19 protein-coding genes are annotated in these 22,091 nt (G+C 72.5%); 12 read left to right on the top strand and 7 right to left on the bottom strand.

The genetic code is table 11. The features are described from left to right. The first annotated feature begins 75 nt into the window (after positions 1 to 75). Positions 76 to 3,033, top strand: a complete 2,958-nt coding sequence (locus ACZ4SW_RS32175; RefSeq protein WP_468252408.1) for an AfsR/SARP family transcriptional regulator — start codon at positions 76 to 78, stop codon at positions 3,031 to 3,033. Positions 3,034 to 3,084: 51 nt separating this feature from the next. On the opposite strand, the gene ACZ4SW_RS32170 is transcribed toward ACZ4SW_RS32175, so the two are convergent. After that, on the bottom strand, positions 3,085 to 4,782 hold the full coding sequence (locus tag ACZ4SW_RS32170; protein ID WP_468252406.1) for a bifunctional 3'-5' exonuclease/DNA polymerase: 1,698 nt from the start codon (positions 4,780 to 4,782) through the stop codon (positions 3,085 to 3,087). A 91-nt stretch (positions 4,783 to 4,873) separates the two neighbouring features. Further along, a complete protein-coding gene (locus ACZ4SW_RS32165) occupies positions 4,874 to 5,617 on the bottom strand; it encodes a Clp protease N-terminal domain-containing protein (RefSeq protein WP_468252405.1) in 744 nt (247 codons plus the stop codon). A gap of 127 nt (positions 5,618 to 5,744) precedes the next feature. Between ACZ4SW_RS32165 and ACZ4SW_RS32160 the strand changes: the two genes are divergently transcribed. Next, positions 5,745 to 6,872, top strand: a complete 1,128-nt coding sequence (locus ACZ4SW_RS32160) for a DUF2786 domain-containing protein (protein ID WP_468252403.1) — start codon at positions 5,745 to 5,747, stop codon at positions 6,870 to 6,872. Between the two features lie 9 nt (positions 6,873 to 6,881). Here ACZ4SW_RS32160 and ACZ4SW_RS32155 read toward each other — a convergent pair whose 3' ends face one another. After that, entirely contained in the window at positions 6,882 to 7,418 is a 537-nt protein-coding gene (locus ACZ4SW_RS32155; RefSeq protein WP_468252402.1) for a DUF4232 domain-containing protein, read from the bottom strand. Positions 7,419 to 7,568: 150 nt separating this feature from the next. Here ACZ4SW_RS32155 and ACZ4SW_RS32150 point away from each other — a divergent pair, with 150 nt between their 5' ends. After that, positions 7,569 to 9,836, top strand: a complete 2,268-nt coding sequence (locus ACZ4SW_RS32150; protein ID WP_468252400.1) for an FUSC family protein — start codon at positions 7,569 to 7,571, stop codon at positions 9,834 to 9,836. 72 nt (positions 9,837 to 9,908) lie between these two features. Here the strand turns inward: ACZ4SW_RS32150 and ACZ4SW_RS32145 are convergent, their stop codons facing one another. After that, positions 9,909 to 10,424: a hypothetical protein gene (locus ACZ4SW_RS32145; protein ID WP_468252398.1), complete on the bottom strand. Its 516-nt coding sequence runs from the start codon at positions 10,422 to 10,424 to the stop codon at positions 9,909 to 9,911. A gap of 360 nt (positions 10,425 to 10,784) precedes the next feature. Here ACZ4SW_RS32145 and ACZ4SW_RS32140 point away from each other — a divergent pair, with 360 nt between their 5' ends. From ACZ4SW_RS32140 to ACZ4SW_RS32125, 4 genes are all read left to right on the top strand, one after another. Continuing rightward, on the top strand, positions 10,785 to 11,156 hold the full coding sequence (locus tag ACZ4SW_RS32140) for a VOC family protein (protein WP_468252396.1): 372 nt from the start codon (positions 10,785 to 10,787) through the stop codon (positions 11,154 to 11,156). A 10-nt stretch (positions 11,157 to 11,166) separates the two neighbouring features. Then, positions 11,167 to 11,523: an ArsR/SmtB family transcription factor gene (locus ACZ4SW_RS32135; RefSeq protein WP_468252394.1), complete on the top strand. Its 357-nt coding sequence runs from the start codon at positions 11,167 to 11,169 to the stop codon at positions 11,521 to 11,523. Next, positions 11,520 to 11,981, top strand: coding sequence for an SRPBCC family protein (locus ACZ4SW_RS32130; protein ID WP_468252393.1), 462 nt, complete (start codon positions 11,520 to 11,522; stop codon positions 11,979 to 11,981). The genes ACZ4SW_RS32135 and ACZ4SW_RS32130 overlap by 4 nt, the downstream gene beginning before the upstream one ends. A gap of 172 nt (positions 11,982 to 12,153) precedes the next feature. Next, the gene (locus ACZ4SW_RS32125; protein ID WP_468252391.1) at positions 12,154 to 12,411 is read left to right on the top strand and encodes a DUF397 domain-containing protein; all 258 of its coding nucleotides are present in this window, start codon (positions 12,154 to 12,156) and stop codon (positions 12,409 to 12,411) included. A 290-nt stretch (positions 12,412 to 12,701) separates the two neighbouring features. Here ACZ4SW_RS32125 and ACZ4SW_RS32120 read toward each other — a convergent pair whose 3' ends face one another. Then, positions 12,702 to 13,244, bottom strand: coding sequence for an ATP-binding protein (locus tag ACZ4SW_RS32120; RefSeq protein ID WP_468252390.1), 543 nt, complete (start codon positions 13,242 to 13,244; stop codon positions 12,702 to 12,704). Positions 13,245 to 13,588: 344 nt separating this feature from the next. Between ACZ4SW_RS32120 and ACZ4SW_RS32115 the strand changes: the two genes are divergently transcribed. From ACZ4SW_RS32115 to ACZ4SW_RS32105, 3 genes are all read left to right on the top strand, one after another. Further along, the gene (locus ACZ4SW_RS32115; RefSeq protein WP_468252446.1) at positions 13,589 to 14,425 is read left to right on the top strand and encodes a helix-turn-helix domain-containing protein; all 837 of its coding nucleotides are present in this window, start codon (positions 13,589 to 13,591) and stop codon (positions 14,423 to 14,425) included. 137 nt (positions 14,426 to 14,562) lie between these two features. After that, positions 14,563 to 16,026 (top strand): aldehyde dehydrogenase family protein, encoded by a 1,464-nt coding sequence (locus tag ACZ4SW_RS32110; RefSeq protein ID WP_468252388.1) that lies wholly within the window; start codon positions 14,563 to 14,565, stop codon positions 16,024 to 16,026. A gap of 100 nt (positions 16,027 to 16,126) precedes the next feature. Further along, positions 16,127 to 16,666, top strand: coding sequence for a DinB family protein (locus ACZ4SW_RS32105; protein ID WP_468252387.1), 540 nt, complete (start codon positions 16,127 to 16,129; stop codon positions 16,664 to 16,666). A gap of 68 nt (positions 16,667 to 16,734) precedes the next feature. Here the strand turns inward: ACZ4SW_RS32105 and ACZ4SW_RS32100 are convergent, their stop codons facing one another. Further along, positions 16,735 to 18,147 (bottom strand): glutamate decarboxylase, encoded by a 1,413-nt coding sequence (locus tag ACZ4SW_RS32100; RefSeq protein ID WP_468252385.1) that lies wholly within the window; start codon positions 18,145 to 18,147, stop codon positions 16,735 to 16,737. 169 nt (positions 18,148 to 18,316) lie between these two features. On the opposite strand from ACZ4SW_RS32100, the gene ACZ4SW_RS32095 reads away from it, so the two are divergent. Both ACZ4SW_RS32095 and ACZ4SW_RS32090 read left to right on the top strand, forming a co-directional pair. Then, a complete protein-coding gene (locus ACZ4SW_RS32095; RefSeq protein WP_468252384.1) occupies positions 18,317 to 19,078 on the top strand; it encodes a MerR family transcriptional regulator in 762 nt (253 codons plus the stop codon). A gap of 190 nt (positions 19,079 to 19,268) precedes the next feature. Next, the gene (locus ACZ4SW_RS32090) at positions 19,269 to 20,237 is read left to right on the top strand and encodes a DedA family protein (protein WP_468252382.1); all 969 of its coding nucleotides are present in this window, start codon (positions 19,269 to 19,271) and stop codon (positions 20,235 to 20,237) included. A 39-nt stretch (positions 20,238 to 20,276) separates the two neighbouring features. Here the strand turns inward: ACZ4SW_RS32090 and ACZ4SW_RS32085 are convergent, their stop codons facing one another. Then, the gene (locus ACZ4SW_RS32085; protein WP_468252380.1) at positions 20,277 to 22,043 is read right to left on the bottom strand and encodes a threonine/serine exporter family protein; all 1,767 of its coding nucleotides are present in this window, start codon (positions 22,041 to 22,043) and stop codon (positions 20,277 to 20,279) included. Positions 22,044 to 22,091 lie beyond the last annotated feature (48 nt).

Here is a 22,091-nt window from a genome sequence, read left to right as displayed (position 1 = left end):
CACGGCGACCGTGCCGTGAGGGTCCCCTGCTCGAGCGAGGCCGAGAGCTTGGGGAGGAAGGGCGACGGAGCGGCGATGCGGGACGGGCTGCGGTTCGGACTGCTGGGTCCGCCCGTCGTGTACGGCGCCGACGGCGAGGTGCGCACCATCGGCAGCGGCAAGGTGCGCGCCCTGCTGGTCGCGCTGCTGCTGGAGCCCGGTCGGGTCGTCTCGGTCGAGGCGCTCAAGGACGCGCTGTGGGGCGGCGCCCCGCCTGCCTCCGCGCAGGCGTCCCTGCAGAACCATGTCTCCCGGCTGCGGCGCCTGCTCGGCGACGACGGCTCCGAGCGGCTGCGCGCGGTGCCGCCCGGCTATCTGCTGCGCGTCGGTGAGGGCGAGTTGGACGTCCGCGTCTTCGAGGAGCACCTGGTCGCGTCCCGCGCCGCGCACGCCGCCCGGGACTGGCGGCGCGCCGTGGGCGAGGCCTCCGCCGCGCTCGCGCTGTGGCGCGGCACCCCGCTCACCGGGCTGCCCCCGGAGACCGGAGGGCATGCGCTGGTGCAGCGGCTTCAGGAGGCGCGGCTGCTCGTCCTGGAGTGGCGGTACGACGCGGAACTGCAGCTCGGCGGGGCGCGGCTCGGGAGCCTCGTGCCCGAGCTGGCCGCGCTGGTCGCCGGGCATCCGCTGCGGGAGGGGTTCCACCGGCTGCTGATGCTTGCCCTGCACCGCACCGGCCGCCCGGCGGAGGCCCTGGCCGTCCACCGTGACCTGCGGGCCCGCCTCATCGACGAACTGGGCGTCGAGCCCGGCGCGGCCGTGCGCGAGGCGCATCTGGAGATCCTCCGGGAGGGGCCGTCCGGGGCCGGGAGCGGCGGCTGGGCGCGTCCGGACGGCGGGCGCGCGGACGATCCGTATGCCGACCACCCGGACGACCACCCGGACGCCGACCACCCCGACGACGGCCGTACGAACACGCCCAGGCCCGCCCAACTCCCGCCCGCACCCGTGCACTTCACCGGCCGCGAGGACGTCCGCGAGGACCTGCTGCGCTTCCTGGCCGCCGAACGCGACGCGCCCGGCGTCGCCGTGGTCAGCGGCATGGCCGGGGTCGGCAAGAGCGCGCTCGCCCTGCATGTGGCACAGGAGCTGCGGGAACGTTTCCCCGACGGTCAGCTCTACGTCAATCTGCACGGCGCCACACCCGGCATGACCCCTCTCACCCCCGCCCAGGCGCTCTCCGCGCTACTGCGCGACCTCGGCGCCGAGTCGCACCGCATCCCCGAACACACCGACGCCGCGGCTTCGTTGCTCCGCTCGCTGCTCGCTCCCACCCGCACCCTGATGGTGCTGGACGACGCGGCGCACGCCGCCCAGGTGCGCCCCCTGCTGCCCGGCGGCCCGGGCTGCGCGGTGATCGTGACCAGCCGCTCCCCGCTCACCGCGCTCGACGGCGCGCACCGGGTCCCGCTCGCACCGCTCACCGACGAGGACAGCGCGGCCCTGCTGCGCGCGGTCTCCGGCCGGGACGGGCTCCACGCCGGGCACCCGCTCGTCGAACTCGCCGGCCGGCTCCCGCTCGCCCTGCGCATCGTCGCGGCGCGCCTGGCCGCCCGGCACGCGCTCGCCCCGGACGTCCTGGCCGGTCAACTCGCGGCCACCGGAGGCCGGTTGCACCATCTGGAGTACGACGACCTGAGCGTGCGCCGATCGCTAGCCGTCGCGCACGACGCGCTGCGCGCCTCCGACCGCGAGGCCGACCGGGACGCCGCACGCGCTCTCGCCCGGATCGGCGCGCTCGACCTGCCCGACTACGGCCCGCCCCTCCTCGCCCGCCTCCTCGGTACGGACGAACGCCGCGCCGAGGCCGCCCTCGACCGCCTGGTCGATGTCGCCCTGCTGGAGGAGACCGTCTACGGCCGGTACGCGCCGCACGACCTCGTCCGGGACTTCGCCCACGAGGCAGCGGCGAGCGAAGAGACAGCGAGGGGCGAACAGGCAGCGAAGGGCGGGCAGGCGGCGGACGGCGGGCAGGCAGCGGACGGCGGGCAGGCAGCGAAGGGCGGGCAGGCGGCGAGGGGCGGGCAGACCGCGGACGGCCGGCAGACAGCGCCCGGCGAACGGACGGAGGCGGGCGAACGGACGGAGGCGGGCGAGCAGGTCGCGGAGCCGGAGCGCTGCGGCGCCGAGGTGGCCCTGCGCTGGTACTCCGCCATGGCCACACGTGCGCACGAGGCGCTGGCCGAGCCGGGCGCCGAGCGCGCGGACCGGCTCCGGGCGACCCCCTCGCAGCCCCGGACGCACACCGCGGACGTGGCGTCCGTGCCCGCCTTCGGTTCCGCCGAGGCCGCCGCCGACTGGATCGTCCTGGAACTGGAGAACATCGTCACGCTGGTGGAGCGTCACGCGGACACCTCCGCCCATGTGCCGCTGCTGGTCCGGATGATCGCCTCCCCGCTGCGGCACCGTGGCCGCGTCGCCGAGTCCGAGGTGCTCGTGCGTGCCGCCCTGCGCGCGGCGCGGGGGCTCGCGGACGCGCCGGCGGAGGCCTACGCCCTGCTGGACATGGCCGGGGTGCAGTTGCTGAAGGACCGGGGTGACGACGCGCTCGCCCTGCTGGACCAGGCGCTGGCGATCGGCGAGCGGCTCGGTGCCGCGGTCGTCCGGCACTCCGCGCACCGCGACATCGGCTTCGCCCGTCTCGCGCTCGGCGAACCGGACGCCGCCGTACCCCATTTCGAGGAGAGCCTGCGTCTCCTGGGCGGGCACGGCCGCTGGCCGGGCGAGTCCCGGACCCGGCTCGGACTGGTGCGGGCGCTGCGGGAACGCGGGGACTCCAGGCGGGCCGCACACGAGTGCGAGGTGCTGCTGGGACTCGCCGCCCGGCGCGGCGACCGCCGCACCGAAGCGCTGGCGCGCCACCAGCGGGGCCTGCTGCACCGGGCGGAGGGCGACGCGGCGGAGGCCCGCCGGCAGTGGGAGTCGGGCCTCGCGGCGCTGGAGGGTGCGGACATTCCGGTGGCGGGGGAGCTGAGGCGACTGCTGACGGAGGGGTGAGCCCGGGTGGGACCCTCACCCGGCGCCGGAGCCCTCGGTGCGGCGCCGCCCTCACTTGGCGTCCGCGTAGCACTCCACCACCGCCGTCATGAACGGGATCCGCACCGGTGTCTCGCCGAACGTCAGCCGCATCGCCAGGTCCGACGCCTCCTGGACGGCCGCCGCCACCGTCTCCGCCTCCTTCGCCGGGCAGTGCACGATCACCTCGTCGTGCTGGAAGAAGACCAGCTCGGCGGCGAGGTCCGCGCAGGCGCGGCGGAGCGCGGCGAGCATCAGCAGCGCCCAGTCGGCGGCGCTGCCCTGCACGACGAAGTTGCGGGCGAAGCGGCCCCGGGCGCGGGAGTTGGGGGAGGCGTAACCCGGCATCCACTGCTGGGGTTCGTCGGTCGGGGCCGGTGCCGTGTCCTCCTGCGGAATGCCCGCCTCCTCCGCCGTGTCGTCGGGCGCCCCGGCCGCCGGCGGCGACGTGCGTCCCAGCCAGGTGCGCACCAACCGGCCCTCCTCGCCGGCCCGGGCCGCGTCGTCGACGTAGGCGACCGCCTTCGGGAAGCGGCGGCGCAGCGCGGCGAGGTTCTTCAGGCCGTCGCCGGAGGTCTGTCCGTAGATCGCGCCGAGCACGGCGAGCTTGGCCTGGGCGCGGTCGCCGGAGAACGCCCGGTCCGACACCGACTGGTACAGGTCGGCGTCGCGGCCGGCGACCTCCATGAACGCGGGGTCGCGGGAGATCGCGGCCAGCACGCGCGGCTCCATCTGCGCCGCGTCGGCCACGACCAGCCGCCAGCCGGGGTCGGCGACCACGGCCCGCCGGACGACCTTGGGGATCTGCAGGGCGCCGCCGCCGTTGGTGACCCAGCGGCCGGTGACCGTGCCGCCCGGGAGGTACTCGGGGCGGAAGCGGCCGTCGCGCACCCAGTCCTGCAGCCAGGACCAGCCGTGCGCGACCCAGATGCGGTACAGCTTCTTGTACTCCAGGAGCGGCTCGACCGCGGGGTGGTCGACGGACTTCAGCTCCCAGCGGCGGGTGGAGCGCACCTTGATCCCGGCCTGGGCGAACGCCTTGACGACGTCCGCGGGCAGGTCGGGACGGACACGGCGGCCGAAGGCGGCCGACACCTCGTCGGCCAGCTCGGCCAGGCGCCGGGGCTCGCCCCCGCCCGGGTACCGCTCGCCGAGCAGGTCGTGCAGCAGCTCGCGGTGGACGTCCGCGCGCCACGGCATCCCGGCGTGGTGCATCTCGGCGGCCACCAGCATGCCGGCCGACTCGGCGGCGGTGAGCAGCCGCATGCGGTCCGGGTGCGTGGCGCCGCCGTGCCGCCGCTGCTGGTCCGCGTACACCTCGACGAGGTCCTTCAGGGGGACGTGTACGGGGCTCGGCTCGAACAGGGAGGACTGCGCGCCGGGCTCCGCGGAGCGCGTCGGCGGATCGGGCGGTACGGGGCCGCCGCGCAGCCGGGCCAGCGCGGCGGCGGCCGACCGGGGCTCGCCGAGGCGTCCCTCGTGGCCGAGGAGGAGGGCCTCGGCGGCCTCGACGTCGTAGCACCGGTCGACTCGCACCCCCGTGGCGAGCAGACGCGGCTGGACGTCGGCGGTGGACCGCCACACCCACCGGGTGACCTCGGGCCGTGTGCGCACGGCCTCGCCGAGGTCCTCCTCCCTGATCACGGGCCCGGCGAGCAGCCCGTCCGGGCCGAGGGCGGCGACCTCCACGCCACCGTCCCCGGCCGGAGCGAGAGCCCAGCGCCCGGTCATGCCACGAGTGTGGCAGGGGGGTCTGACAATCGGTCCGAGCTGCGGCGATGCAGTGGTGTCGCAGCGGTGACGCCGGATCCGTCCGTATGGATCAGTCCTTCTGCTCGCGGGCCTTGAGGGCCTCGCTGATCTCGGTCAGCTCCTTCCTGACGTTCTCCTCGGCCGTCGCCTTGTCGATGCCGAGGCCGCTGAGCGGGCCCTCGCCGTTCTCCAGCTCCAGGAGCGCGAGGAGGATGTGCTCGGTGCCGATGTAGTTGTGGCCGAGCCGGAGCGCCTCGCGGAACGTCAGCTCCAGGGCCTTCTTCGCGGCGGGGGCGTAGGGGACGAGTTCCGGGACGTCCTCGGCGCGGGGCGGGAGGGCCGCGGTGGCCGCCTCGCGCACCGCGTCCAGGGAGACGCCCTGGGCGGTGACGGCCTTGGCGGCGAGCGCCTCCGGCTCGCTGAGGAGCCCCAGCACGAGGTGGGCGGGGACGGTCTCGGCGTTGCCGGCCTCCTTGGCCGCGTTGTGGGCGGCCATGACCACGTTCCTCGCGCGCGGGGTGTACCGGCTGAACCCCTGGCTGGGATCGAGGTCCGCGGACTCCTTGGGCACGAAGCGCTTCTGGGCCGCCTGCCGGGTGACGCCCATGCTCTTGCCGATCTCGGTCCAGGAGGCGCCCGAACGGCGGGCCTGGTCCACGAAGTGGCCGATGAGGTGGTCGGCGACGTCGCCGAGGTGTTCCCCGGCGATCACGGCGTCCTGGAGCTGTTCGAGGGCGTCGGTGTGGACCTTCTTGATGGCGTCGATGAGGTCGTCGAGACGCAGGTTCGCTGAGATGTAGGGATTCACCGTCATGTGTCAACCGTAAGTTGACAGTCTGAGGGTGTCAACCCGAAGTTGACAATCTGCGGGTCTCCCTCCGCGCGTGCCCGTGCGAAGGGGCCGCGCCCTCCGGGAATCCCCCCGTGTCACGATCGACCGTGTGAGTACGACGACCACCGTGGACCGCGCCCTGCGGACGGCCCTCTACGACGACACCGACGACGCCCTCGACACCGCCGCGTCACTGCTCGCCGCCGACCCGGCGGCCGACGGTGAACTCGCGCGGCGCGGGCAGGAGTTCGTCGCGACCGCCTGGCGGCGCGGCTGGCAGCCCGCCGACGTCGTCCGCATGGTGCGCCGGGAGCTGGACGAGACGCACGTCCGGCTCGTCTCGCACCTGATCGTCCTCGAGGCGGGGGAACGGCCCGCCCCCACGCCGCGCTGGGCGGCCCAGTTGACGGAACTCGACCGGGATCCTCCGCGTGTCCCCGACCGTTTCTCCCACGCCACCGCCGTCCTGGAGCTGTACCGCCTGCTGCTCCGCCTCCCCGCCCTCGAACCGCTCGACGAGCCCCGGCCCTCCGCCGCCCCGCGGCAGCCGGAGTCCCGCATGCTCACCCGCATCCGCGCCCTGCTCGCCAAGGCGGAGGCGACCGGATACCCCGAGGAGGCCGAGGCGCTCAGTGCCAAGGCGCAGGAGCTGATGGCGCGGCACAGCATCGACGAGGCGCTGCTCGCGGCCCGTACGCACACCGCGGACGCGCCCGGCGCCTGCCGCCTGGGCGTCGATCCGCCGTACGAGACGGCCAAGGCGGTGCTCCTGGACGCCGTGGCCGCCGCGAACCGCTGCCGCGCCGTGTGGCACGACGCGCTCGGCTTCTCCACGGTCATCGGCTTCGAGCCGGACCTGGAGGCCGTCGAACTCCTCTACACCTCGCTGCTCGTGCAGGCCACCGCCGCGATGACGAAGGCGGAGGCGGCGCAGCGCAAGGGCGGCCGAAAGCGCACGAAGACGTTCCGGCAGTCGTTCCTGGCCGCGTACGCGCACCGCATCGGCGACCGGCTCCGGGCCGCCGCCGAGGGGGCCGAGGGGGAGATGACCGGCGGCGAGGGCGAGTTGCTGCCGGTGCTCGCGGCCCGGGACGTCGCCGTGACGGACCGCATGGAGCAGATGTTCCCCGACACGGTCACCACCCGGCTGCGCGGCGTCAGCGACGCGGCCGGATGGGAGCAGGGGGCCGCGGCCGCCGACCGTGCCCAGGTCACGGGGCGGCCCCGGCTCCCCTGAACGCTCGCGTCAGTCGCCCGCGACCTGGATCGGGCTCACCGAGGCGTCCGGGGTCTTCCCGCCCTTCAGCGCCACCTCGCCGTACGACCACGGGTAGCTGTGCGCGTCACCGGCGCCCGGGATCGTGATCTGCACGCTCTTCGCCGCGGCGCTGTCCGTGCCGCCGGCCTTCCCGCGCACGTACGTGATCGTGAAGGTCGCCGTGTCGCCCTTCTGCAGCGTCACCTTCTCCGGGTTGGCGCCCTCCTGCTCGGGCACCTTCCAGCCGGTGCCGCCGGTCAGCTCGACGCCCGGGAAGCCGTCGAGGGCGCACGGACGGCTGCCTTCGTTGGTGAGGGTGACCGGGACGTTGCCGGTGTCGCCGGCGGTGGTGGCGGCGTTGGCGGGGCCGACCTTGATGCCGAGGGTGCACTCGGCGGTGTTCCTGCTCTTGCCACTGTCGTCGCTCGTGCTGCTGCCGCTGCTGTTGCCACTGCTGTCGCAGGCGGTCAGTGCCAGGCCCGCCACGAGGGCGGTGACGGCGAGACGGACGGGAAGGGCGCGCATCGGGCTCCTCTGATTCGTGATGGTGCTCATGGATCATCACGCAGGCGTGCGGGCAGGCGTTGCGCGCCCTCCGTTCACCGTGGGCGCCGTCGGCACGGTTGTCGTGATTCGCCCCGTATGCCTGACCGATGGCTCCCGTACGCTGGCGGAATGAGCTGGCTGCCGGCGCTGAAGGAGGCCGCCCGTGCGGGGCTGAGGGTCGAGCGGACGCGGCTCGAGCCGCTGGTCGCGGTGCGCGGCGCGGCGGGGCTCGCCCTCGTGATCGCGGCGAGCCTGTGGCTGTTCGGGCCAGCCGTCGCGGCCAGTTCCGCGTTCGGCGCGTTCCAGGCGGCGATCGCCACCTTCCAGCGAAGCTGGCGCCCGCGCCCCGAGCTGGCCCTGGCCTCCGGTACGAGCCTCGCCGTCTCCACGTTCCTCGGGTACCTCACGATCTCCCATCTGCCGCTGTTCCTGGCCCTGCTGGCGGTGTGGACCTTCGTGGCCGGGCTGAGCTGGGCGGCCGGCCCGACGACCGGTCTGATCGCCTCCTCGAACGTTGCGATGATGCTGGTGACCGTCACCCTGCCGGCGACCGTCGCCCAGGCGGCCGGTCACGCCGCGATGATGATCGTGGGCGGTCTGGTGCAGGCGGGGCTGATCATCGTCTTCCCGGTGCGGCGCTGGGGCGCCCACCGCGACGCGCTCGCCGACGCGCTGGCCGCCGAGGCCGACTACGCACGCAGGCTGCGCAGCGATCCGGTCGCGCGGTTCGACCCGCTGCCGCTGATGGAGGCCCGCAACGCGGCCGCCGTCACCCGGCGCCAGGCCCGCCACCGCCCCGCCGAACTCCACGGCGCGCGCGGGCTCGCCGAGCGCATCCGGCCGGTGCTCGCCTCGCTGGCCGACCCGGCGCTGGGCGTGCCGCGCGAGGGCCGGGCACGGGACCGGGTCCGCGAACTGCTCGCCGCCGCCGCCGGCATCCTCGACGCGGCGGCCCTCTCGATCCGCCACGGCACCCCGGTCGACCTGCCCCCGGCGGCGGTGGCCGCCCTGCGGACCCCCGACACCGGGGCGATCCTGACCGGTCCGGCCCACCGGGCGGCCCAGCGGCTGCGCTCCCTGCTCCAGGACGTGGTGGAGACGGCCGGGGGCGCGCCGGAGGGGCAGCAGGTCGCGGAGAGCGCCCCGCCCCCGTATCTGCAGCGCCCCAGCCTCGTCCGGCTGGTCCCCACCGCGCTGCGCGCCATGCGCGGGGAACTGAACCCCGGCTCCCAGATCGGCCGGCACGCGGTGCGCGTGGCCGTGGTCGCCACCGTGGGGTACGTCCTCGGCGAGGTGCTGCCGCTCGGACACGGGTACTGGGCGCCGCTGGCCGCGGTCATGGTCATGCGCCCGGACTTCTCCCAGACCTACAGCCGTGCCGTCGCCCGCTTCGGCGGCACCCTCGTCGGCGTCACCGTCGCCACCCTCGTCGTCCGGCTGGCCACTCCGGGGGCGGCCCTCTCCGGCGCTCTCGCCGTCGTCTCGGCCGGGCTGATGTACGTGCTCATGCGCACCGGGCAGGTGGCGGTCCAGGCGTGCATCTCCGCGTACGTCGTCTTCCTGCTCGGCATGGTGGGGGAGCGGTGGACGCAGACGGTCCCCGAGCGTGTGCTGCTCACGCTGCTCGGCGGTGTCCTCGCCATGCTGGCGTACGCCGTCTACCCGGCCTGGGAGACCCCGCGGCTGCGGAACCGGCTCGCCGACTGGCTGGCCGCGCAGGGGCGGTACGCCGCCGCCGTCGTCGGCCATTACGCGCAGCCCGTCGGCAAGAACGCCCCGGACGTCCGCGAGACCCTCCTCGCGGCGCGCACCGCCCGCGCGGAGTGGCACACGGCCGTGGCCCGGGCCGCCAACGAGCCGGTACGCCACCGGGGCCTGTCCCGGACGGCCGCCGAGGAGGCCGAGGAGGCGCTGGCGCAGACGGGCCGCGTGGCGATGCTGCTGGAGGCCCACCTCCCGGACCCGGACGCCACGCCCGTTCCCCCGGCGGCCCGCTTCGCCGAGGCCCTGCGCACCGCGACGGACCGGGCGGCGAAGGCGGTACGCGAACGCCGGCCGCCGACGTGGGAGGCGGTGCGCGAGGCGCTCGCCGCGTGGGAGACGGAGTCCTCCCGGCCGGAGGACACCATCACGTTCACGGTCGCCCACCGGGGCGCGGCCCTGATCCTGGACGCGCTGGAGGCCTTCACGGCCGCCCTGACCACGCCCACGCCCCCCATGGCGGTGGACGGGAACGCCCAGCGGGCCGAACAGGGGCTCACGCCGGGAGGGGGCGGGGAGCCGGGGGAACGGGTCGGGGCCGGGTCCGCGCCGGGCGGAGCCGGGGAGCCGGGGCGGGCAGCCGAGCCGGAGGAACTCGAACGCGGAGGCGGGGCCGGAGGCGACGAGACCCGCTGATCTGTCGGCGGGCGGCGGGCCCTCCGGTCCGCGGGGCACGCCTTCCGCCGGAGCCCCGGCGGAAGGCGTGCGTCACGAGCCGAGGCTCGCCGTCGGCAACCCGCTCGGGAACGTGCCGCCCTCCGCCTTGACGTACGTCTCCGTGCCGAGGCCGCCCTCCCACGTCACCTTCATGCTCTTGGAGGTGACCGACTCGACCATGCCGGTGCTGCGCTTCCTGCTGCCGTCGGTGCACTTGAGGTGGATCATCTGCATGCCCGACTCCTCGCCCGCCGTTCCGCTGCACACGGTCCCGCCCGTGGCGAACAGCCCGGCCTGACGACCGTTGATCACCAGGGCCACCGCCTTCCCGCCGGTCGTGGCCAGCCAGCTCCCCTCCAGCTTCCCGGCCTTCCCGCCCGGGGCGGCGGGGCTGCCGCCGCCGTCCGCCGAAGCCGTCGGCGAGGACGCGCCGGGCGTGGCCGAAGCGCCGCCTCCCGAGCCGCCGGAGTCGCTGCTGCAGCCGGTCAGCACGAGCGCGGCCGCACAGCCCACGGCCGTGAGCGCGACGCGGGCCTGCCGGCGCGTGAGATGGGTCGCCGTGGTCACTGGAGTCTCCCAGGGGTGCCGATGACGTCATGGGTACGGCCGCTGGCAAGCTACCAGCACGACTCGGCCGCTCCCGTGAGACGTCGGGCGTGCGCTTGCTCACGCGGGACGATCCGCGCGATCGGCAGCCGCGGGGTCGGTCGCGGGGGTCGGCGGCAGGGGTCAGTTGCGGGGGCAGCCGCGGGTCAGTCGCAGGGGGCGGTTGCAAGGTCGGGCGGTGGCGCCGAGGGCGGCTGCCGCGCCATGCGATCGACGAGACATCGACGAGACATCGACGAGACATCGTCGAGACCCGACGAGATACAGGTAGGGAATCTCCTACGTTTGACGCGTAGGGAATCACCTACCTATTGTGCGGCCATGACCATCACACACGCCTCCTTCGTCACCCTCCCCGTCGCCGATCAGGATCGCGCCCTGCGCTTCTACACCGACGTCCTCGGGTTCGTGGTCGCCGCGGACCTGGATCTGCCGCAGGGGCGCTGGCTCCAGGTCGCCCCCGAGGGCGCCCAGACCGTCTTCACGCTCTCGGGGCCGGGCATGGGTGATTTCGAGCCCGGCACCGCCCGGGGGATCATGTTGGTCACGACCGATGTCGACGCCGACTGCGCACGCCTGGCCGAGGCGGGGGTCTCCGTCCAGGGGCCGGACGACCTTCCCTGGGGCCGCATGGCGTCCTTCCGGGATCCGGACGGCAACGGTCTGATGCTGCTGACCGAGGCTCACGGATAGGAAGACCGGTATGACCGCGACCGGGGCCGGTGCGGACACCGCCGCCGACCGCGTCTTCGCCGCGCTCGCCAACGCCACGCGGCGCGAGGTGCTGCGCCTGCTGCGGGAGAAGGGTCCGCAGCCCGTTCAGGCCCTGGCCGATCATTTCGCCATGCGCCGCCCGAGTCTGTCGGAGCACCTGAAAGTGCTGCGCGAGGCCGGTCTCGTCGCCGAGCAGCGCTCCGGCCGGCAGCGCATCTACCGCCTCCGGGCAGCGCCGCTCGCCGAGGTGCAGGACTGGCTCCATCCCTACGAGCGGTTCTGGCGCGGCGCCCTGAAGGACCTCGGCGAATTGCTCGACCGCATGCCGGACGATGACCGGCCATGAGCACCGCACCCGACGACGACCTCACCACCGTCCGCGTCGAGCAGTTCCTGCCCCACCCGCCCGCCAAGGTCTGGCGCGCGCTCACCGAGCCCGCCCTGCTGGCACAGTGGCAGATGCCCGGCAGTGAGAACTTCCGGCTGGAGGTCGGCCACCGCTACACGATGACCTCGGTGCCGCGGCCCAACGCGCGCTTCTCCGGCACCGTCGAAGTGCGGGTTCTCGCCTACGAGCCCGAACGGATGCTGCGCGTCCGCTGGACCGACACCGACCCCGCCAATCCCGCGGACTGGACCATCACGTGGACAGTGGAACAGGAAGGCCGCGGAACGCGTCTCTTCCTAGTGCACGAAGGGTTCGACCCGGACGACCCGGCACAGATGATGGCGCGGAAGATCATGCACGGGGGTTGGAGCTCGCATGTGATGCGGGCTCTGGGGCATGCGCTTGACCGACTGTAGTCAGAGCGCAGGCCCAGCGTAGTCAAGGAACCGTAAAAGCTGTAACCGCAGGACCACCCCGCGTGCACGTGCATCTGCTCCTGCATCTGCACGTGAACGGGGTTATGATCCGGGGCAGTTGACCGCTGCATCAATGGCCATACCAGCCACTGCACCACCCGGGGAGCGACCTGTGGACCACGACGTGTGCGACGTGGATGACGTGTACAACGGCATGGCTGCGACGGAGCTGCAGGGGGTGGCCTGGCAGAAGAGCCGGCACAGCAACTCCCAGGGGTCATGCGTGGAGTTCGCCCGGCTGCCCGGGGGAGACGTGGCGGTGCGCAACTCCCGCTTCCCCGACGGGCCCGCGCTGGTCTACACCCGCGCGGAGATCGAGGCGATGCTGCTGGGCATCAAGGACGGCGAGTTCGACCACTTGATCGTGTGACACGTCTCATCGGCGTGCACGCCGGGTGGATCACGGGAGCGGTCGACGTCTCCCGCCGCGCCAGGGGCGGATCAGCGATGCGCGGAGCCGCTTGTGCACGCATCGCCACTCCGCGGATCGGCGATGCGGGGATCAGCGACGCCCGGACCGGCAATGCGCGGATCGGCGATGCGCGGATCGGCGATGCGCTGAGGCCCGAGCGCACGCAACGAGCGACGGCCTGCGGCCCCTTCGGGCGCCGCAGGCCGTAACACGCGTAGAACGCGGGCAGTCGAAAGCGCCGCCGGACATCACTCCGGGCACACCGACGCCGGCGGCAGCCGGAACAGCGCCCAGACCACCTTGCCGCTCAGCGTGCCCGCCAGCGGGTGCCAGCCCCAGCTGTCGGCGAACGACTCGACGAGGAACAGCCCCCGGCCCGACTCGGCGCAGAAGTCCTCCGAGTCGCCCGCGACCGGGGTGTCGTGACTCGGGTCGCGCACGGCACAGACCAGACGCGTGGTCCAGCGCATCAGGTGCAGGCGCACGGGCGGGTCCTGCTCGCCCGAGCGCGCGCCGGACGCGGTGTCAAGGGGTGCGGCCCGCAGTGCCTCGCCGGAAGGGCGGTGGTGGGCGAGGGGCAGGCCGTGCCGCAGCGCGTTGGTGACGAGTTCGGAGACCACCAGGCAGATGTCGTCGAAGCGCTCGCCCACGTCCCACTGCCCGAGCGTGCTGCGGGTGAACCGCCGCGCCTCACGCACCGCCTCGAGGCGGGCGGGCAGGGCGCAGGAGGCGGCGCTGGACACGGCCGCGGGATCGAGCGGCGGAAGTCCCTGCCGTAAGGGCTCGAGCATGGTCGATCCATTCGTCCCCATGCGAGGCACTCCCGGGTGTTCGCGGTCGTGGCGATGCAGCGGTGGCGCGGAACCATGGTTTCGGATGAGCCAAGCAGATGCAAGGGCAGATGCACGTGCACGCGCCCGGAATTGGCCGTTCCCATACCACTTTCCCCTTATTTCCTGCGCCACTTTCTTCCCTCTTGCTCGCCCTCACTCCTCTCTCCCCGTGCCTCATCTTTGTCTCCTTTCCATTTCTGTAACCGCACGAGTACAGCTCGGAGTGTTTTAGTGGCAGACTGCGCGGTCTGAAGGACGTTGGGGAGGCTGACGAAGTGAGCGCTGGGGACTCGAGCGGTTCGGTGGTGCGGCGCATTCTGCTGGGATCCCACCTCAGGCGCCTGCGGGAGGCACGCGGCATCACCAGGGAGCAGGCCGGCTATTCGATCCGCGCCTCCGAGTCGAAGATCAGCCGCATGGAGTTGGGACGGGTGAGCTTCAAGACGCGGGATGTCGAGGACCTGTTGACGTTGTACGGGATCACCGACGAAGCCGAACGCACGTCCCTGCTCTCCCTCGCGAAGGAGGCCAACGTCGCGGGGTGGTGGCACAGTTACTCGGACGTCCTGCCCAACTGGTTCCCGACCTACGTCGGCCTGGAGGGCGCGGCGCACCTGATCCGGTCCTACGAGGTCCAGTTCGTGCACGGCCTGCTGCAGACCGAGGCGTACGCGCACGCGGTGGTCTCCCGGGGGATGAAGGGCGCGAGCGCCGAGGACGTGGACCGCCGGGTGGCGCTGCGCCTGGAACGGCAGAAGTACCTCGTCTCCGAGAACGCCCCGCAGTTCCACGTCGTCCTCGACGAGGCCGCCCTGCGGCGCCCCTACGGCGACCGCCAGGTGATGCGCGGCCAGCTCCAGCACCTGATCGACATCTCGGAGCGCCCCAACGTACGGCTGCAGGTCATGCCGTTCAGCTTCGGCGGTCACTCCGGCGAGAGCGGCTCCTTCACGATCCTCAGCTTCTCCGAGTCCGACCTGTCCGACGTGGTGTACACGGAACAGCTCACCAGCGCGCTCTACCTGGACAAACGCGAGGACGTCGCCCAGTACGAGGCCGCGATGAAGGAGCTGCAGCACGACAGCCCCGGCCCGGACGAAAGCCGTGATCTGCTGCGGGGGTTGCTCCAGCTTTCCTGAGAGTCTCACCCGGAGTATCCCCAGGAGCCCTCCAACTCCCTGCCGCCGCAAGTACGATGACGCGCGATCAGGCCGTGATGTGAGCGCGGGTGCGGAAACGGGTGTCTGCGTCGGCTGCTAAGGGATTGAGGGATCACATGGCGTCGTCCTACTTCACCGATCTGGCTCGGCAGTACATCGGCGGTGAGTGGCGCCCGGGCACCGGCTCCTGGGACATCATCGACTTCAACCCGTACGACGGCGAGAAGCTGGCGTCGATCACGATAGCCACCGTGGACGAGGTCGACGAGGCCTACCGGGCGGCCGCGGCCGCGCAGAAGGACTGGGCCGCCACCAACCCGTACGTCCGCCGCGCGGTGTTCGAGAAGGCGCTCGGGGTCCTCCAGGACCGCGAGGCCGAGATCACCGAGGCGATCATCGCCGAGCTGGGCGGCACACGGCTGAAGGCCGCGTTCGAGCTGCACCTCGCCAAGGAGTTCCTGCGCGAGTCGATCCAGCTCGTGCTGCGCCCCGAGGGCAAGATCCTCCCCTCGCCCGTCGACAGCAAGGAGAACCGCCTCTACCGCGTGCCCGTCGGCGTCGTCGGCGTGATCAGCCCTTTCAACTTCCCCTTCCTGCTGGCGATCAAGTCGGTCGCGCCGGCCCTCGCGCTCGGCAACGGCGTCGTCCTCAAGCCGCACCAGGACACGCCGGTCGTCGGCGGCTCCCTGGTCGCCAAGATCTTCGAGGACGCGGGGCTGCCGGGCGGACTGCTCAACGTGGTGATCACCGACATAGCGGAGATAGGCGACGCGTTCCTCGAGCACCCGGTCCCGAAGGTCATCTCCTTCACCGGCTCCGACCAGGTCGGCCGCCATGTCGCCACCGTCTGCGCCTCCCACTTCAAGCGTTCGGTCCTGGAACTCGGGGGCAACAGCGCGCTGGTGGTCCTGGACGACGCGGACGTCGACTACGCGGTCGACGCGGCCGTCTTCAGCCGGTACGTGCACCAGGGCCAGGTCTGCATGGCCGCCAACCGCGTCCTGGTGGACCGCTCGCTGCTGGCGGAGTTCACCGAGAAGTTCGTCGCCAAGGTGAAGTCCCTCAAGGCGGGCGACCCGCGCGACGCGGAGACCGTCATCGGCCCGGTCATCAACTCCTCCCAGGCGGACGCCATCACGGGTGTGGTGCAGCAGGCGATCGCCGAGGGGGCCACGGCGCTGGTGCACGGCTCGACCACCGACAACCTGGTCGAGCCGACCGTCCTCACGGACGTCCCCGCCGGCTCGCCCATCCTGCGGCAGGAGATCTTCGGCCCGGTCGCGCTGCTCATCCCCTTCGACGGCGAGGAGGAGGCCGTCCGCCTCGTCAACGACACCCCCTACGGCCTCAGCGGCGCCGTCCACACCGCCGACGTCGAGCGCGGCGTGGCCTTCGCCCAGCAGATCGACACCGGCATGTTCCACGTGAACGACGGCACGGTCCACGACGAGCCGCTGGTCCCGTTCGGCGGCGAGAAGCACTCGGGCATCGGCCGCCTGAACGGCGAGACGACGCTGGACGCCTTCACCACGCTGAAGTGGATCTCGGTGCAGCACGGGCGGAGCGCGTTCCCCTTCTAGTCTCCGCGTAAGTGGCGGGCCCTTGCGGACAGAACCTGACCGCAAGGGCCCCTAGCGTCGTATGTGTCAGGGAGAACCGGACCGACGAGAGGCGGCGGCCATGGTCATGCACGTACGAGCCGAGGCGCACGGTGACGAGCGCGGCGCACTGCTCTCCTTCCTGGAGGAGCAGCGCGGCGGGATCCGCCGGGCGCTGCTCGGGCTGACGGAGGAGCAGGCCAGGTCCCGGCCGAGCGCCAGCGAGCTGTCCCTGGGCGGCCTGCTCAAGCACGTCGCCGAGGTGGAGCAGAGCTGGATCGCCCGGGCGCGGCAGGAGCCGCCGGCGGTTCACCGGGACGAGTCGAACTGGCACGAGTGCTTCCGGCTCCTCGACGGCGAGACGGTCGCCTCGCAGCTCGCGTACTGGCAGAAGGTCGCGGACGAGACCGAGGCGTTCATCCGCTCGGTGCCGAGCCTCGACGACACCTTCCCGCTGCCGAACGACCCCTGGTTCCCGCCGGACGAGCGGGTCTCGATGCGCTGGCTGATGCTGCACCTGATCCGCGAGACGGCCCGGCACGCGGGGCACGCGGACATCATCCGGGAGTCGCTGGACGGGAAGACGGCATTCGAGCTGGTGGCCCTGGCGCAGGCGGGGTGAGCCCCGGGCCGGAAGGGCCCACGGGTGCCCCGGCCGGGATCCGGCCGGGGCACCCTGCGTGCGGCGGCTCAGTGGTGGAAGCTCGTGGCGGCCTCCTTGTCCCGGGTCAGCGGGTGCGGCTGGCGCCTGAGTTCGGGCAGCAGGCGGGTGAGGTCCTCGACGAACAGGTCGGCCAGGTCCGTCGAGAAGCCGTTGCGGCAGACCACGCGCAGCACGGACAGGTCCTGCCGGTTGGCGGGGAAGGTGTAGGCGGGCACCAGCCAGCCGGACTCGCGCAGCCGCCGGGAGACGTCGAAGACGTCGTAGGCCTCCACCTCCGGCGCGGTCGTGAAGGCGAACACCGGCAGCTCGTCGCCGCGGGTGAGGAGCCGGAAGTCGCCGAGCGACCCGATCCGCTCGGCGAGGCCCCGGGCCACGTTCCGCGTGGTCTGCTGGACGGCCCGGTAGCCCTCCCGGCCGAGCCGCAGGAAGGTGTAGTACTGCGCGACGACCTGGGCGCCGGGCCGGGAGAAGTTGAGCGCGAAGGTCGGCATGTCGCCGCCCAGGTAGTTGACGCGGAAGACGAGCTCCTCGGGCAGGGCCTCCTCGTCCCGCCACAGCGCCCAGCCCACCCCCGGGTAGACGAGCCCGTACTTGTGCCCGGAGGTGTTGATCGACGCGACCCGCGGCAGCCGGAAGTCCCAGACCAGGTCCTCGTCGACGAACGGCGCGATCATGGCGCCGGACGCGCCGTCCACGTGCACGGGGATGTCCAGGCCGGTGCGTTCCCGGAGGTCGTCCAGGGCCGCGCACAGGTCGGCGATCGGCTCGTAGGACCCGTCGAACGTGGACCCGAGGATGCCGACGACCCCGATGGTGTTCTCGTCGCACAGGTCGGCGGCGGCCTGCGGGTCCAGGTGGAACCGGTCGCCCTCCATGGGCACCTGGCGTGCCTCGACCTCCCAGTAGGTGCAGAACTTCTCCCAGCAGACCTGCACGTTGACGCCCATGACCAGGTTCGGACGGGCGTCCCTGGAGGGGTAGCGGTCCGCGTTGCGCCGGGCCCAGCGACGTTTCAGCGCCATCCCCGCGAGCATGCACGCTTCGCTCGACCCGGTGGTCGAACAGCCCACCACGGACTCCGGGTCCGGCGCGTTCCACAGGTGGGCGAGCATCGCCACGCAGCGGCGCTCCAGTTCGGCGGTGCGCGGGTACTCATCCTTGTCGATCATGTTCTTGTCGCGGCACTCGTCCATCAGCACACCGGCCTGGGGCTCCATCCAGGTGCTGACGAACGTGGCCAGATTCAGCCGTGAGTTGCCGTCCAGCATCAGTTCGTCGTGGACGAGCTGGTAAGCGGTCGTGGGCAGCATCGGCTCGGCCGGCAGCCGGTGCCTGGGCGGCGCCTCGGTCATCTCGACGACCGGGTTCGCCTCCCCGTAGAACGGATTCAGCGACCTGGGGTGGTCTTCGGGCTTTCCGGGGCCTGAGTGGAGCGGCATGGCGTTGCGTCTCCCATCGCGTAGGCGGAGCCGGTGATGCGTCGGTTTCCTCGTCGCCGGTCCCGTCGGTTCAACGAATCATGGTTCCGTTCCGCAGACAGGCGCACGGCCTTGCACCTCACGCGACGTGAGGGGCGAGGCTGAGGGGCGTACCCAGAAGGGAGCGGAAGTGAGCTACTCGGTGGGCCAGGTGGCCGGTTTCGCCGGCGTGACCGTGCGCACGCTGCACCACTACGACGAGATCGGCCTGCTCGCACCCAGTGAGCGCACGTACGCCGGTCACCGGCGCTACAGCGACGCCGACCTGGACCGGCTGCAGCAGATCCTGTTCTACCGGGAGCTCGGCTTCCCGCTCGACGAGGTCGCCGCCCTGCTCGACGACCCGGACGCGGACCCGCGGGAGCACCTGCGCCGCCAGCACGAACTGCTGACCGCCCGGATCGAGAAGCTGCAGAAGATGGCGGCGGCCGTGGAGCACGCCATGGAGGCACGCAAGATGGGAATCAACCTCACACCCCAGGAGCGGTTCGAGGTCTTCGGGGACAAGGACCCCGAACAGTACCGAGAGGAGGCCGAACAGCGCTGGGGCGACACGGAGGCGTACGCCGAGTCGCAGCGCCGCGCCGCCACCTACACCAAGGAGGACTGGAAGCGCATCCAGGCCGAGGTCGACGACTGGCAGGAGCGGTACGCCGCCCTGGTGGCCGCCGGCGAGGAGCCGTCCGGCGAGGCGGCCATGGACCTGGCCGAGGAACACCGGCAGCACGTCAGCAGGTGGTACTTCGAGGTCTCTTACGAGATGCACCGCTGCTTCGGTGAGATGTACGTCTCCGACGAGCGCTTCAAGGCGTACTACGACTCGATGCGGCCCGGTCTCGCCGAACACCTCAGGGACGCGATCGCGGCGAACGCGGCACGCCACGAGGGGTGAGGGCCCCGGGGGGTGAGGGCCGGGAGGGGCCGCACAGCCGTGACCGAGTTCTCGCACAGTGCGTTCCGGGGACACCGGTGGAACCTGTTGGGGACACTGTGCGTTGATAGCTTTGTCCGGCCAGTGCCCACGTGTCGGCCGCCCCAGGACGCCGTCCGTACGTCCCCTCACCCCTCAGGAGCCCGGAACCGTGACGACGCTTGCCCTCGGACCGAGCTGGCTGGATCCCAACCACCTGCTCGACACCTTCGGCATCTGGGGCCTGCTCCTGGTGGTGTTCGCCGAGTCGGGCCTGCTCATCGGCTTCTTCCTGCCGGGTGACTCGCTGCTGTTCACCTGCGGTCTGCTGATCACCGCGGGCACGATGAAGTTCCCGCTCTGGGGCGCGATCGCCCTGATCTGCCTCGCCGCGATCCTGGGCGACCAGGCGGGCTACATGTTCGGCAAGAAGGTCGGCCCGTCCCTCTTCAGGCGCCCGGACTCCCGCCTGTTCAAGCAGGAGAACGTCACCAAGGCGCACGAGTTCTTCGAGAAGCACGGCCCGAAGTCCCTGGTGCTGGCCCGCTTCGTGCCCATCGTGCGCACGTTCACGCCGATCATCGCCGGCGTCAGCGGCATGAAGTACCGCTCGTTCCTGGTCTTCAACGTCATCGGTGGCGTCCTGTGGGGCGCGGGCGTCACGCTGCTGGGCTCCTGGCTGGGCAACGTGCCGTTCGTCCACAAGAACATCGAGCTGATCCTGATCCTGGTCGTCCTCGTCTCGGTGATCCCGATCGTCATCGAGTTCCTGCGGGCCCGCTCCCAGTCGAAGAAGAACCCGCCCCAGCCCCAGCCCCAGGCCGCGGCCGGGCAGTACCCGCAGCCCCCGGTCATGGACGACGCGACCACCCAGCTCCGGCGCATCCCCGGGGACCGCCAGCCCCCGCAGCAGTACGGCAACCAGAACCAGAACCAGGGCTACGACTACCAGCAGTACCCGCAGCAGCAGTACCCGCAGCAGCAGTACCCGCAGCAGCAGTACGGGCAGCAGCAGTACGCCCAAGATCAGTACGGGCAGCAGCAGTACGCCCAGGAGCAGTACCCCCAGCAGTACGGGCAACAGGCGCCCCAGGAGTACCAGCAGCCGCAGCAGCAGTACCCGTACAACCAGGGCTACTAGGACTGCGCGCGTCCCCTGACGCTCACCACCCGGCGGTGCTCAGAACCCCCTGGTGCGCTTCGCGGCCCGGCGCCCCCCGGCGGAGCCGAACCGCAGGAACAACCGCGTGATCTCCGACCCCAGGTTCACCCCGATCGCGATGGCCATCGCCAGGGAAACGGCGTTGGCCAGCGACACCAGACCCTTGTCGACGTTGTTCTGGGCGATGGACAGCAGCCCGAAATACGTGGCGGAGCCCGGCAGCAGCGGCCCGATCGCCGCGGTCGTGTACGGCAGCGCGGACGCGAACCGGTAGCGCGACAGCAACTGCCCGAACAGGCCCACCAGCCCCGCCGCGACGGCCGTGGAGGCGACCGACGACAGCCCGCCAGGGTAGTGCAGCGCGCCGTACACGCTCCACGCGACGCCCCCATTGAGGGTCACCCACAGCACGGTGGACCGTTCCTGCTGGAGCAGTACGGCGAAGGTCAGGGACAGCAGCATCGACGCCACGATCTGCACCACCGGCCGATCGGCGAGGTGCAGGGCCGCGTTCGGGTCCAGATCGGCGCCCAGCTTCACCCCGAAGTACAGGACCACCAGGACGCCGGCGACGATGCCCACGAAGAAGTACATGACCTCCAGCAGACGTGCCGCTGCGGTGATGTAGAAGCCGGTCAGCCCGTCCTGCACGCCCGCCACCAGGGCCCGCCCGGGCAGCAGGGCGAACAGGCCACCGGTGATCACCGCGGACGCGGCCACGGGCACATGGGCCAGCGTGAGGGCGACGCCGATCGCGGCCGGCGGCATCGCGGCCACCGTGAACTGGTAGAACTCCGGCAGCCCGCGCCCCGCGCACAGCCACGCCAGCCGGTCGCCGAGCATCGCGCCCAGCGCGGCCGCGACGAACACGATCAGGTCGCCGCCGACGAGCACGGAGGCCGCACCGGCGAGCAGCCCGCTCGCCCCGGTCAGCGCCCAGCCGGGGTACGGATGCCGGTTGCGGCGGATCTCGGCGAGCCGGCGGTAGGCGTCCTCCAGGGAGATCGACGTCTCCGGGTCGGTCAGGTCGTCCACGAGCCGGAACACGGCCTGCAGGCGGGTGTAGTCGGTGCCGCGGCGGCGTACCGTCCGGGAGGCCGTCACCGGGTCGTCCACCAGGGACGGCTGGTAGGAGATCGACAGCAGCGTGAAGGTGACGTTCGGCTCGCAGCGGTCGAGGCCGTAGGAACGGCAGACCGCGAACATCGCCGCCTCCACGTCCTCGGCGCCCTCGCCGCCCGCCAGCAGCAGTTCGCCGATGCGCAGGGTGAGGTCGAGCACGCGCGGCACGGCGGGACCCGGGTCGCCGGTCTTCTGCACGGGCTCCGGCGCGGGCCGCTCGGCGACCGGCATGCGCAGCATCGCGCGCATCCGGTCCTGCCAGGGCGCCTCCTTGGTGAGCCGCACCGCGGGTATCCCGGAGGGCGGCGTGAAGGCGGGCGGGGCACTGCGCGTGCTGTACGTGCTCGGCGGGCTGAACGCCGACCCCTCCGGCTCGGCCGCGGGCGGCGGGACCTGAAGGCCCTGCGGGAGGGCGAACTCCGACGTCGTCTCCGAGTCGGGACCGGCCACCGGCACCTCAAGGCCCTGGGGGACGGCGAACTCGGACGTCGTGGACGAGTCGCCGCCGACCGCCGCCGGCGCGCCCACACTCGCGGGGACGCCTGCGGGGACGGCGAAGCCCCGGGCCGTGGCGGACTCGCTCCCGCCCCGCCCGTCGGGCGCGAACACGCCCCTCACCTCGTCCGACCGCGGCTTGCGGTCCTCCGCGTCCGGCTCCGCCACCTGCTGCTGCCTGCCCTTTCGTGCGCGCGTGACCCGTAGGTACCTCCC

It is taken from the genome of Streptomyces sp. NPDC028331, assembly GCF_055565775.1.
This window is presented reverse-complemented; position numbering and strand designations above follow the sequence as displayed.